The 17,248-nt window shown below is 43.1% G+C and carries 12 protein-coding genes; 7 read left to right on the top strand and 5 right to left on the bottom strand.

Features of this window, described 5'->3' with window-relative positions; translation table 11 throughout:
- Positions 1 to 41: 41 nt before the first annotated feature.
- A complete protein-coding gene (gyrB, locus tag KXQ82_RS13995) occupies positions 42 to 2,000 on the top strand; it encodes a DNA topoisomerase (ATP-hydrolyzing) subunit B (protein ID WP_255563660.1) in 1,959 nt (652 codons plus the stop codon).
- 516 nt (positions 2,001 to 2,516) lie between these two features.
- Here gyrB and KXQ82_RS13990 read toward each other — a convergent pair.
- Positions 2,517 to 4,292: a DUF885 domain-containing protein gene (locus KXQ82_RS13990; protein ID WP_219489016.1), complete on the bottom strand. Its 1,776-nt coding sequence runs from the start codon at positions 4,290 to 4,292 to the stop codon at positions 2,517 to 2,519.
- 115 nt (positions 4,293 to 4,407) lie between these two features.
- Here KXQ82_RS13990 and KXQ82_RS13985 point away from each other — a divergent pair, with 115 nt between their 5' ends.
- Genes KXQ82_RS13985 through KXQ82_RS13960 form a run of 6 tightly spaced genes read left to right on the top strand, consistent with a single transcriptional unit; the run spans position 4,408 to position 8,313 of the window.
- Positions 4,408 to 4,746 (top strand): PadR family transcriptional regulator, encoded by a 339-nt coding sequence (locus KXQ82_RS13985; protein WP_219489015.1) that lies wholly within the window; start codon positions 4,408 to 4,410, stop codon positions 4,744 to 4,746.
- A complete protein-coding gene (locus KXQ82_RS13980) occupies positions 4,743 to 5,447 on the top strand; it encodes a hypothetical protein (protein WP_219489014.1) in 705 nt (234 codons plus the stop codon). The genes KXQ82_RS13985 and KXQ82_RS13980 overlap by 4 nt, the downstream gene beginning before the upstream one ends.
- Positions 5,444 to 6,097, top strand: coding sequence for a hypothetical protein (locus KXQ82_RS13975; protein ID WP_219489013.1), 654 nt, complete (start codon positions 5,444 to 5,446; stop codon positions 6,095 to 6,097). Before KXQ82_RS13980 ends, KXQ82_RS13975 begins: the two co-directional genes overlap by 4 nt.
- On the top strand, positions 6,094 to 6,780 hold the full coding sequence (locus tag KXQ82_RS13970; RefSeq protein WP_219489012.1) for a hypothetical protein: 687 nt from the start codon (positions 6,094 to 6,096) through the stop codon (positions 6,778 to 6,780). The genes KXQ82_RS13975 and KXQ82_RS13970 overlap by 4 nt, the downstream gene beginning before the upstream one ends.
- On the top strand, positions 6,758 to 7,471 hold the full coding sequence (locus tag KXQ82_RS13965) for a hypothetical protein (RefSeq protein ID WP_219489011.1): 714 nt from the start codon (positions 6,758 to 6,760) through the stop codon (positions 7,469 to 7,471). The genes KXQ82_RS13970 and KXQ82_RS13965 overlap by 23 nt, the downstream gene beginning before the upstream one ends.
- Positions 7,468 to 8,313, top strand: a complete 846-nt coding sequence (locus KXQ82_RS13960; RefSeq protein ID WP_219489010.1) for a hypothetical protein — start codon at positions 7,468 to 7,470, stop codon at positions 8,311 to 8,313. Before KXQ82_RS13965 ends, KXQ82_RS13960 begins: the two co-directional genes overlap by 4 nt.
- Here the strand turns inward: KXQ82_RS13960 and KXQ82_RS13955 are convergent.
- The 4 genes from KXQ82_RS13955 to KXQ82_RS13940 all read right to left on the bottom strand — a co-directional run bounded on the left by KXQ82_RS13955 (position 8,310) and on the right by KXQ82_RS13940 (position 17,157).
- Positions 8,310 to 8,735: an aspartyl protease family protein gene (locus tag KXQ82_RS13955; protein ID WP_219489009.1), complete on the bottom strand. Its 426-nt coding sequence runs from the start codon at positions 8,733 to 8,735 to the stop codon at positions 8,310 to 8,312. The genes KXQ82_RS13960 and KXQ82_RS13955 overlap by 4 nt on opposite strands.
- Complete coding sequence (gene mdh / locus KXQ82_RS13950) at positions 8,736 to 9,674, bottom strand: malate dehydrogenase (protein WP_219489008.1); 939 nt, start codon at positions 9,672 to 9,674, stop codon at positions 8,736 to 8,738.
- 118 nt (positions 9,675 to 9,792) lie between these two features.
- The gene (tamL, locus tag KXQ82_RS13945; protein ID WP_219489007.1) at positions 9,793 to 12,081 is read right to left on the bottom strand and encodes a translocation and assembly module lipoprotein TamL; all 2,289 of its coding nucleotides are present in this window, start codon (positions 12,079 to 12,081) and stop codon (positions 9,793 to 9,795) included.
- 3 nt (positions 12,082 to 12,084) lie between these two features.
- Complete coding sequence (locus tag KXQ82_RS13940; protein WP_219489006.1) at positions 12,085 to 17,157, bottom strand: translocation/assembly module TamB domain-containing protein; 5,073 nt, start codon at positions 17,155 to 17,157, stop codon at positions 12,085 to 12,087.
- Positions 17,158 to 17,248 lie beyond the last annotated feature (91 nt).

The following is a 17,248-nucleotide window of genomic DNA, read 5'->3' as shown; positions in this document are numbered from 1 at the left end:
CTTTATTCTTATTTTTGAAGGTTGCTGATTTAACATAAAATATGAGCGAAGAAATAGAAGACAAATCCAATTATTCAGCGGATAATATACAGGTTTTAGAAGGTTTAGAGGCGGTTCGTAAGCGCCCGTCGATGTACATTGGCGATACAGGTTCGAAAGGTTTGCACCACCTGGTATATGAAGTTGTAGATAACTCGATAGATGAGGCCTTAGCAGGCCATTGCGATACCATTAATGTTTTCATCCACAAAGGAAACTCCATTACCGTTATTGATAACGGCCGTGGTATCCCGACAGGTATCAACACAAAAGAACAAAAATCGGCACTCGAAATTGTTATGACCGTGCTGCATGCCGGTGGTAAGTTTGATAAGGATACTTACAAGGTTTCGGGTGGTTTGCACGGTGTGGGTGTAAGTTGCGTTAACGCGCTATCAACCCATATGAAAACGCTGGTTTACCGCGAAGGCAAAATATTTACCCAGGAGTACGAAAAAGGTAAACCACTGTTCGAGGTGAAGGAAATTGGTGTATCGGACCATACCGGTACTACCCAAACTTTTCAGCCCGACCCGGAGATTTTTACCCTGACCACAGAGTATAAATACGAAACATTGGCGGGCCGCTTACGCGAGTTGTCATTTTTGAACAAAGGCATTAAGCTTACGCTGACCGACGAACGTGAGCAACTGGAAGACGGCACTTTCCTTACAGATACTTATTACTCTGAAGGTGGTTTACGTGAGTTTGTAGCTTACCTGGATAGCACCCGTACATCAATTATACCCGAGCCAATTTATTTGGATGGCATTAAGAACGGCGTACCCGTTGAGTTGGCTTTCCAGTACAACGATACCTATAGCGAGAATGTATATTCATATGTAAATAACATCAACACCATTGAGGGAGGTACGCACGTATCGGGTTTCCGCCGTGGTTTAACCCGTACTTTAAAGGCTTATGCCGATAAAGAGGGTTTGTTGAAGAATAATAAAATTGAGATAACAGGCGATGACTTCCGCGAGGGGTTAACGGCTATTATATCGGTAAAAGTACAGGAGCCGCAGTTTGAGGGCCAAACCAAAAGCAAGTTAGGTAACAACGAAGTAATTGGCGCGGTTGACTCGGCAGTAGGCGAGATATTAGGCAACTTTTTGGAAGAGAACCCAAGGGAAGCCAAGCTGATCGTTAACAAAGTTGTAATTGCAGCACAGGCCCGTGCAGCGGCCCGTAAGGCCCGCGAAATGGTGCAGCGTAAAAACGTAATGGGCGGCTCGGGATTACCCGGTAAACTGGCCGATTGCGCGAACAGCGATCCTGCGGTTTGTGAGTTATACCTTGTGGAAGGTGACTCGGCGGGTGGTACCGCCAAGCAAGGCCGTAACCGCGACTACCAGGCTATTTTGCCGCTACGTGGTAAGATACTGAACGTAGAGAAAGCCATGGAGCACAAAATTTACGAGAACGAGGAGATAAAGAATATGTTTACCGCCCTGGGCGTAAGTATAGGCACGGCAGATGATGCCAAAGCCTTGAACCTCGATAAACTGCGTTACCACAAAATTGTGATCATGACGGATGCTGACGTGGATGGTTCGCACATTACCACGCTGATATTAACCTTCTTCTTCCGTTATATGAAAGAGTTGGTGGAAAGCGGTTACGTGTACATTGCCGCGCCACCTTTATACTTAGTTAAAAAAGGTAAAGAGCAGGAATATTGCTGGAACGATGTACAGCGCGATATTGCCGTGCAACGCCTAAAAGGTGCCGGTAAAGAAGACAGTGTACACATACAACGTTATAAAGGTTTGGGTGAGATGAACGACCACCAATTGTGGGATACTACCATGAACCCCGACACCCGTACCCTGCGCAAAGTAACCATTGAAAACGCCGCCGAGTGCGATCATACCTTTAGCATGCTGATGGGTGATGATGTTGCCCCACGCCGCGAATTTATTGAGAAGAACGCGCGTTACGCAAGGATTGACACTTAGGATTTAGACGTTAGAATCAAGAATTTTGGATATTGAAAACCCGCTTTAGGCGGGTTTTTTTGTGGGGTTGCGGGTGGGATTTCGTATATTTGTGTAAGTAGTTTTGATTTCATTCGGGATGGTTTTGCGAGACCTATTTGAAATAACACCGACATATACCACCCATGCTGGTGATAACACCAACCATAGCGAGAGCGATATAAAAGTTCTTTAAAATACCCACAAATACCACCGTTTGATTCCGGCGTAGTTGGGTGCAATGCCAAACAACAATGGAAAATCAAGCATGACTTTTTAGTTGGTGAAATTACGAATTTGATAAGGATGGGTATTGATTTTACCTGAAAATACCCAAGAATACCCAAGGAATTGGGTGGATTGATGGGTATGGCATTACGAATATGGCAAAATAAATAAAACCGTCATTGCGAGGAACGAAGCAATCTTCGATAGAAAGGTTTGCGACCTTAACAGTTTAGGATTGCTTCGTTCCTCGCAATGACGTGCCGGGAATGCTTATTTCTGTGATGTTATCCAGGCATCAATCTTACTCTCCAAAACAGCCAGCGGCATTGAGCCATCTTTCAGTATCTGGTTATGGAAAGCGGCGATGCTAAATTTGGTACCCAGTTCTTTTTCGGCCTTGTTGCGTAGCTCGCGGATCTTCAGGGCGCCTATTTTGTACCCTAAAGCCTGGCCGGGTATACCCATATAACGCTCAATTTCGGCAGTGGCTCCTTGTTCACTTATCTGTTCGTTGTCCATCATGTATTTAATGGCTTGCTCGCGGGTCATGCCTTTGGTGTGGATAGCAACATCAACAACCAAACGGATGGCGCGGTGCATCTCATCGCCCAAAGCGCCCATGTGCTGGTAAGGGTCGGCAAAGAGGCCAAGCTCTTTACCTAATGATTCGCAATATAATGCCCAGCCTTCTACATAAGCGTTATCGCCACCAAAACGGCGGAATTTAGGCAGTGTGGTATTCTCTTGCGTAAGCGAGATCTGGTAATGGTGGCCGGGTATAGCTTCGTGTAGGAACAAGGATTCCATGCCCGAAGTGGTATTAAACTTGGTGGCATCCAGTATCGGTACATAAAATATACCCGGACGGCTGCCATCGGCACTGCCCTGGTTGTACTCGGCACTGGCCGAGGCAGCGCGGAATGCTTCGGTCTGGCGGATCTCAAAAGGCGTTTTAGGTACATTGGTAAACATCTTTTTAAGGTTCGGCTCCATGCGATGGTGTATATCTTCAAAAGCTGCCAGCACCTCTTTAGGTGTTTTGTAAGGCATAAACTTCGGGTCGTTTTGCATGTATGCGAAGAAGGCTTTCATATCGCCTTTAAAGCCAACTTTGTTTTTAATGCTGTCCATTTCGCCACGGATACGTGCTACTTCGCTAAGGCCTAACTTATAGATCTCGTCGGGTGTTTTATCGGTAGTGGTTTGCTGTTTTACCAGGTAGGTGTACATAGCCGCGCCATCGGGCATTGCCGAGAAACCGGATGTTGTACGTGCGTGTGGCAGGTATTCATTCTTCAGGTAATCGCCCAGGCCTTTGTAGGTGGGTACAACTGCCGTCATAATAGCTTTTTTGTAATCTTCGGTCAGGCGCTTTTTGTCGGCCTCCGAAAAGTATTTAGGGAAAGTAGTGATGGGGGTGTAGAACAAACTTTTGGCAGGGTCGGTAACCACCATGCTCTCCATTTGCGGTATCATTTTTACCACCAATGCTTTAGGTAATGCATCGCCGGCTTTAATGCCTTTGCTGAAATTGGCTTTGGCGGTATCGGCCCAAAGGGCAAAGGCCGAGAGGCGTTTCAGCCAGTCATCGTAGTCCTTAACAGTTTTAAATGGCTGCGCGCTCGATCCTGAACCAAACTGGCCAATGGTAAGCGGAAGGGCAAACATTTGGTTAAAGGGCAGGTACTCAAAATGGTATTTGAAATAATCGGCATTGATCTTCATTTCGTACACAAAAATATCGTACGAGAGTTTGTCCTGTTCATTTAAATTAATATCTGCGAAGAAATTTATCTTACCCAAATAGTCATTATAAAATTTACTTGCTTCTTTTATATAAGCCTGCGAGCCATCATTAGGCAATTGATCATTGTAGCGCTTATCGCCAATGCTGGTGGCTGTGAGCGGGTTCAATTTAAGGTAGCCTTCAAAATAGCTGTCAAATAGTTTAGCCAATTCTTTATTGGCCGGCGGTGGGGCATCAGCTTTTGGTTTGCAAGCCTGGAATACAGCTACTACGCTGAGAAGTAAAAGTAGTTTACGCATGTTGTTAATGTTTAGAGGTCTTTGATAAAGATAGTTACATAATTGAAATTATTTAATGTATAAAAAATTATATACATAATTTTCTTATGTATATAATTTTTATACCTTTGTTGGTATGAGCACCAATCCACTATTAAAAGGGACACTACAAACCATTATTTTAAAGCTGTTGGAAGATAACAGCCAAATGTATGGTTACGAGATAACGCAAAAGGTAAAAGAGATTACAGCAGGCGAAATTAAGCTGACAGAAGGTGCTTTGTACCCCGCCCTGCACAAGCTGGAGGCTGAAGGCTTGCTGGAAACTTTTACTGAGATAGTAGATAACCGGGTACGGAAATACTATCGCTTAACCGAAGAAGGAGGCAACGGGGTTGCAAGTAAGCTTGACGAAGCACAGGCTTTTATTGATCAACTGCAATTATTGTTGAACCTGAAGCCTACTACAAAATGATACTGACTAAAGAGCAAAAAGCCAATATTGGCGTATTGGTAAGTAATGAGGTTGAATACCATGAAACTTACCAGGAGGTTTACGACCATGTAATCACTTCCTTAGAGGAAAAGCAGGACTTAGCCGATCTGCAACGGGCGTACGGTAATATACTTGAAGACGATTTTGGCGGGCATTACGGAATAAAAATGCTGGAAGAGAACAGGAGGCGGATTGTAAGGAAAGAGACGTTTCAAAAACAAAAGGATCAGCTCTACTGGTTTTTTAAACTGCCGGGATTGTTGGTTTTAATTACATTTTGTAGTATTTACGGTTATTTTTATGAGCACCAATTATTAAATATCAATTCAGTTTTTTCCGGGAGCTTTATCTTACTTACTATTAGTTCTTTTATTATAATGAGCATCAGCAATTTTATACTCAGGAAAAAGAACAGGAATCGAAAACCATCCATTAACAACGCGAGCATAAAGATAATGTGGCGGATTACCTGGAAAGGCTATATTTATTTAGTGCTTTTTAGGGTGTTGTGCAGCTTTCTGTATATCCAAACCAGTTCTATCTTCAAAGCTGATTATCACCGGGTGTTCATAAACATAGCAGCTACGATCATAGACTTCGCTTCCTTTGTATTGGCTTTGTATTTAATTGCGGGGTTGATTGTTTACAAAAACGAGTTTAAAAAACGCCTGGCGATATGACACTAACCGAAGAACAACTACAGGAACTACAGGATGAGTTGAATTTTGTAGTAAAATACCGTGAAACCTATGAAGAGGTTTACGATCATATCGCATCTGCCATTGAGCGACTTGATGATACGGAAATTGACGTAACTGCAACTGCAAAGAAGATCATTAATGAAGAGTTTGGCGGACGTGATGAGTTGAAGGCAATGGAAAAAGATCGCGTTAAGCTGATGAACATAGCCATGCGGAAAAAACATTTTCAGCACATGATGCAGTTCTTTAATTTTCCGGTAGTTGGTTTTACCGTAATTATTACTATTGCGGCATATTTTTTAACAGCCAACCAGGTTAGTCGTGGGTATTTACTGGAGTTTACCACGGCAAGCGCGGTGGTACCCATGTTGTTTATCCTTTACAAAAAGCTCTCGGCTAAGTACAAACAATGGGATTTTGCTGAATATAAAAAGCAATCGGTAAAGGATAACTATATTTTTATCGCAGCCCTTTTGTCGAACAGTACATTTAACTTATTGAACATTGCCAATCATCGTATACAAATGAACGGTGGGGTATGTATATTCATTTTTGTGTTTTATATGGTGTATGTGCTGTCGTTTTTTAAGTTGTACAGGGATGAGTTTAAATTAAATATGGCACGATGAACTTAACAACTCTGGATGAACTATTACTGAAAAAACTCCTGACGGATGTGGTTTTGTACCAGGAAACATTCGAGGAAGTTTACGACCATGTAGTGACAGCATTACAGGAGCGGGTTGTTGATGGTAATTTGTATACCGAAGCCTATAAAATTTTGGAAGAAGACTTTGGCGGATATCATGGCGTGGCGCAGATGGAAAGGTGCCGCAAAAGCTATATTAAAAAAGACCTGAATATTAAGTATATGGCTTGCCTTAAAGCATACCTGCGTAACCCCCTTGTACTGTTATGCATGCTGCTTTTACCTGTGGCGGTTTATTATGTGTGCAATGTATATCAACTTAGTTTTGTTATGCCGCTTGTACTTGTTTGTATTTTCGCCTGTGTGCCATGGTGTTATGTTATGGTACAAAAGTATCGTACCAACATACATGAGAAGAATTATAAGGACCGCATTTTAACAGAAACGGCTATAGATAAAATACAAATGCCGTTTTCGTTATCCTTAGGCGTGCTGTTTTTTGGTTATATGTTCAGTTTTAGCAGTGATAATTTTGGATGGTTACATAAGCTTGCTTTAGTGCTATGCGGTATTGCGGTTGCTGTAATCATGTTAAATTTCGCCATTTTTTTCAGGGTTTACTTTACTGAATTTAAAAACAATGCCGCTTATGATATTGAGTAACGATCAATTGGAAACCATAAGGGTGTATGTTGCGCAGGATTGTAAATACCCCGATTTGCAGCTGGAAATAATCGAACACATTAAATATCCCATACAGGATATGATGACGGCCGATGACAGGTTGGCCCTGGAAGACGCTTACATTATGGTACGGATGGAGTTTGGCGATAACAGCTTTAAGATATTTGAAGAAAGCAAAAAAGCATCGCTGGTAAACAAATACCGTAACATGTTTTTAAAAACGCTGATGGCGCAACTGAACCTTAAATATGCCGTGGCTTGTACTACAATTGTGTTATGGCTTTATCTTTTTTATACCGAAGTACGGCTGCCGGAAATCCCAGGGACATTTAGTGGAGCAATTTTTCAAGGTTTTTTGCCCTTTGTACCCATATACCTCATTACCATGACAATGAGGTTTGGCCAGGCAAGGAAATACAAAAACTATTATACTTTGGCGATGAGTAATATAGTGCTGTTTAAATGGATATACTTAGAAATGTTTGCTTATTTGTTGTGGTTTGCTACACAGATTTTAGCAGGTGAAGGAAAATTTGCAACCGCATCTGTTACAGGCAGTATTGCGATAATGTTAACCATTGTGTTTTTCAGGGCAGGCTATGTGGTACGAAGCGCGGCAATTGCTGATTGCCGTGACATGGAACCGGATTTTAAATTGGCAACAGCATGAGGTATTGTTTAACCGGTTTGTTTGTAGCACTGTCGGCTTTGGTATTTGCAAATACAGTGCCTGCCGACACCATGGGTGTGAGGGATATCCTGCTTAAAACACAGGAACATTATGCAGGTTTACCGGGTTATGTTGATTCGGGAAAGGTTGAGGAAAGCTATGGTGAGAATCAAAAATATAACTTTACCTACTTTTTTAAAACCGCTTACCACAAAACCGGGCAATTTGCTTTTGAATATTACGAGGACGGCAAAGAAAACTCGCTGTATACTTATACCCGCCTTTCGGATAGTTTAGTAAGAACATGGTATGCATATACCAATAGAACTAAAGATTATAAAAGCCTGGTTTGGGTTTTACACGATACAGAACACGTTTTTCCGAATGGGGCACCATTGATACCGGGATTGCTGTTAAAAGAGTTTTATGGGAAGGATAATATTCTGAATACCATAAAAAATCCTGTATTGAATGTAAGCGAAGTGATAGGTAATACCAGTTGCTATAAAATTACAGGGACGAGGCCGGATAGTGATAAAATAACCGTCTGGATAGAAAAGAGAAGCCTGATGATACTACTGGTTGAAACCCTAAAACAGTCTAAAGACCGCAGGTCGGGTGATGAGGATGAGTTAAGGCGTATTTACCATATTTATCCCTTGCCACCCGGTAAAATAACCGCAGCCAGTTTCGCATTCAGGCCTAACCGGTATATCGATGTTTGGAGCGGTGTATTGCACAGGGCTGTCTTTTCGAGGTTTGGTATGCTGACCGGCCTGATCATATTATATGCTGCCTTTTACTTTGCAGGGAAGTACAGAAAGCGAACTATTGTGGCCTAATTGTCTTTTAATAAAAGTACACGTTTGCCGTAATCAATTACAGCTTCGTATTTCATCAGTACATCGCCACCTAAAACACCTAAAATAAGTGGCAGGTTTAATTGCCTGTAGGCTACGTTGATGGTGGATAGGTCGAGCACGGCAACTTCAAAATCTGGGATGTGCAAGGTGCCGATGTGCAGATCGTGCAGGAGCAGGGTAGCCGAGGTCATGGTGTTGGTGCCTAAGCCTGTAGATAGTTTTTCGCTGTCGCGGAAGGCGGCCTCGTTATTGGCTTCGAACAGAATACTTTTATCGAACGCGGTGCGCGATGCCCCGGTATCTAAAACCACGGTATGGGTCTTGCCAAAAACAACAACTTCCACCAATGGGTGGAAGCCGTCGTCTTCAAGATCTATTATCTGGAGGGGTATTTCTGTCAATTATATAAAGTTTGAATCAGCTAAAACCTGGTTCATATTACGTACCGCGTCGGCGCTTTTGTTAAACTCGGCTTGTTCGGCATCGCTTAGTTTAAAATCAACGATCTTTTCCCATCCGCTTTTGCCCAATACAACAGGCACAACCAGGGAAATGTCTTTCTGGCCGTATTCGCCATCTAAAGCAACGCCGCACGAGATCAGTTTTTTCTCATCGCGCACAATGCTCTCTACCATAGCGGCAGTACCCGCACCCGGCGCGTACCATGCCGATGTGCCTATCAGTTTGGTTAGTGTTGCACCGCCAACCATTGTAGCGGCAACAATTTTATCCTGCTGTTCCTGGCTTAAAAACTGGGTAACCGGGATGCTATTCCAGGTAGCGTGTTTGATCAACGGGATCATAGTAGTATCGCCATGGCCACCGATAACTACAGCGTTCAGGTCGGCTGGTGAGCAGCCTAATTCCTGGCTCAGGTAATATTTAAAACGAGCCGAATCCAAAGCGCCACCCATACCTATGATCTTGTTTTTAGGCAAGCCTGATGTTTTAAAGGTAAGGTAATTCATGGTATCCATCGGGTTTGAAACCACGATGATGATGGTATTTGGCGAGTATTTAACAATGTTTTCGGTAACGCTTTTTACAATGCCTGCATTGGTGCCAATCAGTTCTTCGCGGGTCATGCCTGGTTTACGTGGTAAACCCGACGTGATCACTACCACTTCTGAACCGGCAGTTGCAGCGTAATCGTTGGTTACACCGGTAATTTTAGTATCAAAACCCAGGTACGATGCAGTTTGCATCATATCTATAGCCTTGCCTTCGGCAAAACCTTCGCGAATGTCTAATAAAATTAATTCTTCAGCTAATTCTCTGCGGGCAATATTGTCGGCACAGGTTGCACCTACAGCACCGGCACCAATTACGGTTATTTTCATTTGGTTATAATTTATATTGGATTAGTGCCCTAAGATAGTAAAAGGGAGCTTATTTGGAAATGAAAACAATAAGTTATTCTTTTTTTTACCCTTTCTTCAGCCTAAGGTTGTGTAAGGTTTAAAACGGATACCCAATGGCCAAATTAAACACAAGGTTTTGACTGCGCCAGCCGCCATCCAAAAAGTTCACTTTGTTTATCACCCAGCGTTGGCCCTCGGGTAAATAAGGTTTGCGGATGGGGAAGCCCAGATCAGTACGGAGTACTAAAACGGTTACGTCGAAACGTAGGCCAAAACCGGCATCGGCGGCTATCTGGCTTAAAAAGTTTTTACCGAAAGCAGCACCATCTAAACCGTTATGTGATCTTAGGTTCCATATATTACCTGCATCAATAAACAAAGCACCATAAACTATACTAAACAGTTTGGGGCGGTACTCCAAATTCGCCTCCAGTTTAATATCGCCCGACTCATCGGGCAAGAAACCTATGCCACTTGTATTTGTAGGGGTGTAAGAGCCCGGACCAACCGATCGCGCCCTGAAACCACGCAAACTATTTGAGCCACCAATAAAAAACTGCTGGCTGTAAGGCATCAGGGTAGAGTTACCGTATGATAACCCGGCACCGGCATAAAAGCGTGCTGCAAACTTACTGGTGCTGTTAATGTTGTGATAAAACCTCAATTCGCTTTCCAGTTTTACATACTGGTTATAATTTGTGCCGAATATTTTTTTATCCCTCCCGCCAAGGGTATCTGCTCCGCTAATCAAACCCAATAAATTTGCCGATAAACCAACCTTTCCATTAAAGAAATACGTGTTTGTTTTATAATCTTCGGCGGTGTTGGTATAGGTATAGCTATACGTTGGCCCAAAAGTTAGTTGGTTATCAATAACGTGTTTTAAGGTTGGGTTTTGAGTTTTATTTATGCTGTCGGTATATTGCTTGGTAACGTTAGTGGCGCTAACGTAGGTAATACTTGTTAGTTCCAGGTCATGACTGATGTGTTTATCCTGCCTCCATTGATAACCAAATTGTGCTTTAAAGGCGTTTAGGTTGTAGAGGTTGGTGCGTGTGGTCAAGTCGTACTCCAATTGCAAATTGGTGCGTGGCAAATAATCGCTGTTTGAATTTACCCGCATAGGCGTAATAAAGCGTGGCCATGTAAGGCTGGTTTGGATACCGGTTTGATACACATTATACCCACTGTTTTGCCCCGAGGCCTGAATATCCGAACTAGCCAGTAATGATACCGTTAATAACTCGGCACCAAAAAAAGCGTTGCGGTTTTTCCAACTTAGTGTGGCCTGCGTACCTGTAAAATTAGCGGATGTTGTTCGGCCCAATAATTCAAAGCGCAACGATTTTTTACGATATGGCGTTAAGTAATAAAACGCGTTCAGTTTTGGCGAACCCGGATCTGATGCATCCACAAAATTATTCTTTACAAATTTGTATGGTCCTAAATCGATAAAGCGACTCAATGCCTGGTTATGATCGGCACGGTTATAAGGTTCGCCGGGGTGGAACGACATTACATTACGGAACACATAAGGATGAATGGTATTTCTCGGGTCGATAACGAAATAATCGTCATACCTTTTCGCAGAATCCAGTTTAACGGAAGTATCCCTGAGCGAATAGCGCGGATAGATATATATGTTCTTAATAGTGTAAATATCCCAGGCCTTGTCATTGGTTTCTTGTTTAATGGTTACATATTCATTCACCATGTTTTTACCCGCGTTGGTACTATCTATCTGCACCAGTATATCATCGGCATTAAAATAATAAAATCCTTCTTCTTTTAAACGGGCATCTATGCGCACACGCTCGGCCTTAATTACATCAAGGTTATATTTATCGCCAACCTTTAGCAAACTTCTGCTCCGTGTTCCCGCTACAGCGGTATCCAAACTACCTGTATCTGTAGGGAAATGCAGTTCGTTGATATGATAAGCCGGACCGGTTTGTACCGTATAGTTTACCGAAACACGTCGCCCTTTTACTACGCTATCGCCTTCGGCCTGCGCCTGGAAATAGCTTTCGTTTTGCAACCTGTTTTGAAATATCTTGCTGTTTTGGTCAATATCTACCGCGCTGAAAAGCACAGGCGGCTCGCCGCGTTTATTAATAAAGCGGGAGATGAAATTCTTTTTACCCTTGCTGATGTTGTGCAGCCAAAGCTTGAACCGAAGGCCCAATATCTTTGCATTTGGCTGTGGCCTTATTAGTGAAGATAGCTCTGTTTTTATGGCCTTTTGCTCTTTCTTATTAACGCTCTTATCTTTAATGGTAATATTTGCACCCGTATACAATTTTTGCCCATCGGGCAGGTATTTTATATTACTGCATGACGATGCAATTATTGCAAGGAGAATAAGATATGATAAACGTTTGGCCATGTTTTAATTTTGAGACTGTTTTTGTTCGTTGGCAACTTGTTTTTGCTCTTCTTTTTGCTTCTTATCTTCTTCCTTTTGCTTCGCCTTCATTTCCTTAACCGCTTTTGAGCGTGTAAATATCTGGCTTATGCGGTTGTAATCAACAGTTAATGAAAAGCCTACGCCGGTTTCAATTACCTGCCCCTGTATTACAATAAACTGGTCGCGACGGTAGGCGCGTATCATATACCGGCCATCTGCAGTCAACTTATAACCTACTGATATGTCGCCGGCAATGTTTGTAGCTTTTTCATTAGCCTGCTGCCCTTCAAGGTTAAAGTTATTACCTACAGTAACGGTCAGCCTGTCGTTCAAAAAGCGTTTGGACAAACCCACGTTCAGGTCTGTACGGTTGGTGCTGGTGCCACTGGAGTAATCGGCACCCGACTGCAATGCGAAGTTAACATCTACGCCCTCAATTAAGTTGCCGGCAAGGTTATTCAACTGATCGGACAGCAGCGAGCTTACACTGCTGCGTACGGTGCCTGCCAAACCTTCGCTGCCGCCCTGGCTTTGGAAAGGGTTTTCGCCAACAAAATGGTTTAGCAACAATACCGCGAATACTTGTTTGTTCAACTCATTAGGATCTTGTCTTAACTGGTCCAACTTAGCGTTAACAGTGCTTATTACATCGCTTGTTACGGTGTATGTACTATCCGGAAGTGTGATGCCGAAGGAAATGTCGGGTTTCATCAGCTCGTTTTGCAAGCGCAGGTTTACGTTGAACGGAAGCTTTGTTTTGTACATGGTCCGCTCAGTTTCTGATGCCAGCTGGTTGGCTACCAGATCTATCGGCGGAACTTTGGCTACATATATCGCTGTAACATCCAAGCGGGCCATGGTAGGGTCGCCCTCCCAGGTAACAGTACTGCCCTGTTTGATGAGAAACTTGCGGTTAACCGTAGCGTAAGCAAGGTCGTACGAACCGGAATTAACAGTATAGGTGCCTGTAAGGCTCGTTTTACCGCTGATGTCGATACCTAAATTCAATTGTGCATCACCTTTTAAGTGAACAATGTCTCCATTGCGCTCATCAACAACAATGGTAAATGCGGCGTTCTTATCCACCGTGATATTGGCTGAAATATCCATGCCCACTAAGCTAGATTTCTTTAACGAATCCAGCTGTTGTTTCATAATACTGTCCAGTTTTGGAGCCTTTTTATTAACAAACTCTACCACGCCTTTACGGTCCTGCATGGCCGGGTCATCCTGCGGTATCACAATGGTGAGGTCGGTTTTATCATTAATTTTTAATGTGGCATCAACAATTGGCCTATCCATATCGCCACGTATTTTAATCTGGCTATCCAGGTATATCTGCCCGTAATATAACTTGCTTTCCGATTGCACGGCATTAAATACCCTGAAGTTGCTGGTATTGATATCCAAGCCAAATTTATAGCTGGTATAATTGGTGGTATACACGTTGCCTGTAACCACAGCCTTATTTCCTGCCGAATCGATCAACGTAAAATCATTAAATAAAATACCATCGGAATTAAAGGTGACCTTCTCTTTAGGAGCACGGTAGTACGTGTTTATTTTGGTTATGTTAAACGCCGCGTTATTAAAATTAAGATCGCCACGTATAACGGGGATATCGGTGGTGCCTGTAATTTTTAACTTTCCGTTTATAGCGCCACTTGAACGGCGAAGGTTACCGAAGCTAAAACCTTCTATACTTTTCAGGTTCAGGTTAACAATATCCAGGTTCAGGTCAAAACTGCTTTTATCGGTATAATAAAAGCCATCTAAATTTACCTGGTTGCCCTTGCCTGTAATTGCCATATTGGCGGCCAGGGTATTGGCGGTTTGGTTGTTTACTTTTAACGCGATATTTCCCACGGTATCACCTTTAAAGTTAAAATCATTAATATTCAAGTCTGATGTAAATTCCGCTGTTTTATCCAGGTTCTTTACATCGGCAGTACCGTTAATTACACCACCTACCAGCAGCGAGTTTTGTTGCGCCAGCTTGGTCAATGTTTCTATCCTGAAGTTAGTGAAAGCGATATGCAATGGTGCGTTCAGTTGGGGTGGGTTACTGGTTATGCTAAGTGTTTGGCCAGAATTGGATATATTAAAGTTGCGCGCCAAAACGCCGTTACTGCCAAATTCTATGGCGTTATCGGCGTTAACTGTCCATGCGGTATAATCCAATAGCAAGCCTGTTGGCAACAGGCTAAAACGGTAATCGGTACCCGCCTGGTCAAATACGCCTGCAATGCGGTAGCGTTCTTTATTCTTAGCATCACGAACCTGGATACTGGTATTTAGCTTATTGTTTTGTGCATTCCCGCTAATGCTGGTATTAATTAGGTCTATTTGAGATGCTTTAATTTCGGCCAGGGTAATGTTGTAGTTTAACGCGTTGTTATTGGTATTGATATTCAGGTTGAGCGCGTTAATTGTGTTGGTGCCATACACGATGCGCGGGGCTGAACCGTTAACGATCAGCTTGCCGCTCTCGCTGTCAAAGCTGCCGCTTAAGCGTACCGGGTCGAGGTGTTTCAGGTCGGGCACAAATTGTATCATTACAGGTGTTTTTGATATCACCGCGCTGAAATTTACCGATGTAGGCGAATACTTCGGCTTTGGCTGCTTGCTGCCCGCGTTCATGTTAAAATACTTGTTGATATCGTCCTGCAAAGCAACGCCAAGTTCGGTAAGCTTGTACTTCCCGCCAAGATGAGCGGTAATGAGCTGCGATTTAAGGTTTAGCGTACTGCTATCCGGCGTAGCCGTGGCCACCACGCTTACACTATCCATACGGATGCGATGGTCTTTATTAATGAACAGGATATCTGTCATGGCGATATTGCCATTCAGGTAATCAGGGTCGGCAGTGGGTACATCGGCAACTACCTTTCCGTGGAAACGCATCGGGTCTTTAGAGAAACCAAGGCGTTGGATATTGGCGCTATCCACTACCAAATTCATATTTACCGATGGATATTTCTTGCTCATGTCCGCTTTCAAATCCAATGCGAAGTTCAGGTTAGGGTCTTTCATATTAGCAACCGTTGCAATAGCGCCATGGTTTGCCGAACCTTTAAAAGTTAAGTCTTGGTAGCCATACCCACGGATACTTGCACGCACCATATTACCGCTGAAAGTAGCGTTAGCGGTTTTTAGATCGGTGCCGGAGCCTTTTACTTTTGCGGCTAAGGTAACTACGCCTACATTTTTACTTTGGCCGATGAGTTTACCTACATTGAGGTTATACGCTTTTACATCAGCATCATAAACCATATTATTTTTACCAGGGCCCATTTTTAGGGCTACCTTACCATCCACCGAACCATCAGTAGAATGTAGCTTTAAGTTGGTGTTAAAATTGGTCATCCCGCCTTTAAAAGTCCCGCTGGCGCTTAAGGCATTGGGGATATTGATGTTGGATGGGATAGAACCTGCAGGTGCAAGACGGTTAATATCCGCTTTATTGGTGGTCAGGTCGGCAATGCGCAGGTCAAAGTATGCCTTGTTCATATCAGGCAGACCTTTGATTGTTCCTGATGCTTTAACGTGGGTGTGGCTCAGGCCGGTTACATCCATACTCGGTATACTCAGGTTATTCAAATTGCCGATAACACTTGTACTCAACCTGAATACCGCGTTAGGTGAATGTTTGAACGGCTCCATCGATGACATGTTGGGCATAATAAGCAACACATCTTTCAAACTCACTTTGCTACCCACCACATTGGCGTTGATGTGCAGCAGACCCAAATTATCTGCGATGGCAGAGATAGAGGGATAACTGATCTGCACCTGGTTCTGTAGCACCGAATTGGGGGTTTCCAAATACAGATCGTTCAGGTACGATTGCTTATCGCCGTAAAGGAAAGAGGTATGGAATTGTTTAACAGCCAACCCACTCTTATCGCTAAAGCTGAAGGAATTGATGCGCCCGGTAATATCTTTTGAATACACAAAATTTTCGAACTCGGCATTCAGGTTGCGCACGTTCATGTGCATGTAGTCAAAGCCTTTCATCGGTGCCTGGGCATCGTTGTCAAACTTCACATCGTTATTTTTCAGGCTCAGTTTACCCAATTTTAGCGCCCATGGTTTGCCGCTTGTGGGGGCGGCCATAATGGTATCTAACTTTTTAACAGCTTTAACGATAGCTTTTTTTACGGTTTCGGGTTTTAGCAAGGTCACCATCGATCGCGTGTCTGCCAATTCAATGCTTTTCAGGTTTACATCCTGGTTCTTCAGGTCTATCTTATCAACGTTAACTAAAAACTTGCCGAGGGTAACGTTGGTTTTCATCTCCTTGCCGGTGTAATCCACATGGATCTTTGAAAGGTCGATCACATCGAGTTTGAGGTCGAGGTTGATTGGTGTTGAGGCGGTATCCGGACCAGTGGGTGCGAGTGTACCCGATGGTGTCTGAACTATCTTCGCATCAAATCCCGCCAAGGTGATCTTAGGGATATTGAACTTCATTTTGTCCATATCAAAATCCTTAACGCGGGTATCAAAGTGGGTCAACAAAAAGCGGATATCGTTGCCGCTTATCGCATCGGAATAACGGATATGGATATTGTCGAGGATAACTTTATCAAGCGAAAATTTAAGGGTAGAAGAGGTATCTGTTTTTTGCGGTTCCTTTTTCTGCTCGCTCATAAAAGCTTTGCTGATGTAATCGTAGTTGAAAACACTATCGGGTGTGCGGATCACGTTGGCGGTAATGCCCTGAAAGTTGATCTCATTTACCTCAACCTTGCTGTGCAGCAGTTGGAACATGGAAATATCCACCTTCATTTTATTGCCGGCTATCAGCGTATCGCCTTTTTGATCGGCAAAATAAACACCCTCTAAAACGATCAACTTTGGGAACTCAACGCTGAGGCGGTTGATCTGTACTTTAGTTTTGATCTTCTCCTGCAAGTAATTTACCACTTTGTTTTTAGCGAAGTTTTGAACGGACGGCACCTGGATGAGTATCACCACTAATACCACCAGGAATATCACAATACCCAATATCCATAATAAGGTTTTAAGCGCTATGCGTCCGGCTCTGTTCAATGGTTGTATAGAATTATTTGCGATATGATGATGTTTTCAGTACTTAGTACAAATAATATGGGGTATAGTTTTGGTGGTGGACTATTTTTAG

Source organism: Mucilaginibacter rivuli, from assembly GCF_019391655.1.
GTDB lineage: Bacteria > Bacteroidota > Bacteroidia > Sphingobacteriales > Sphingobacteriaceae > Mucilaginibacter > Mucilaginibacter rivuli.
The sequence above is the reverse complement of the archived record's forward strand: the minus strand, read 5'-3'. Positions and strand labels throughout refer to the sequence as shown.

What these genes read in the sequence shown, in the direction of transcription:
- mdh (WP_219489008.1), bottom strand. Translation starts at nt 9,674, where the DNA reads ATGAAAATAACCGTAATTGGTGCCGGTGCTGTAGGTGCAACCTGTGCC.
- KXQ82_RS13970 (WP_219489012.1), top strand. Translation starts at nt 6,094, where the DNA reads ATGAACTTAACAACTCTGGATGAACTATTACTGAAAAAACTCCTGACG.
- KXQ82_RS13965 (WP_219489011.1), top strand. Translation starts at nt 6,758, where the DNA reads ATGCCGCTTATGATATTGAGTAACGATCAATTGGAAACCATAAGGGTG.
- gyrB (WP_255563660.1), top strand. Translation starts at nt 42, where the DNA reads ATGAGCGAAGAAATAGAAGACAAATCCAATTATTCAGCGGATAATATA.
- KXQ82_RS13985 (WP_219489015.1), top strand. Translation starts at nt 4,408, where the DNA reads ATGAGCACCAATCCACTATTAAAAGGGACACTACAAACCATTATTTTA.
- KXQ82_RS13990 (WP_219489016.1), bottom strand. Translation starts at nt 4,292, where the DNA reads ATGCGTAAACTACTTTTACTTCTCAGCGTAGTAGCTGTATTCCAGGCT.
- KXQ82_RS13980 (WP_219489014.1), top strand. Translation starts at nt 4,743, where the DNA reads ATGATACTGACTAAAGAGCAAAAAGCCAATATTGGCGTATTGGTAAGT.
- KXQ82_RS13975 (WP_219489013.1), top strand. Translation starts at nt 5,444, where the DNA reads ATGACACTAACCGAAGAACAACTACAGGAACTACAGGATGAGTTGAAT.
- tamL (WP_219489007.1), bottom strand. Translation starts at nt 12,081, where the DNA reads ATGGCCAAACGTTTATCATATCTTATTCTCCTTGCAATAATTGCATCG.
- KXQ82_RS13960 (WP_219489010.1), top strand. Translation starts at nt 7,468, where the DNA reads ATGAGGTATTGTTTAACCGGTTTGTTTGTAGCACTGTCGGCTTTGGTA.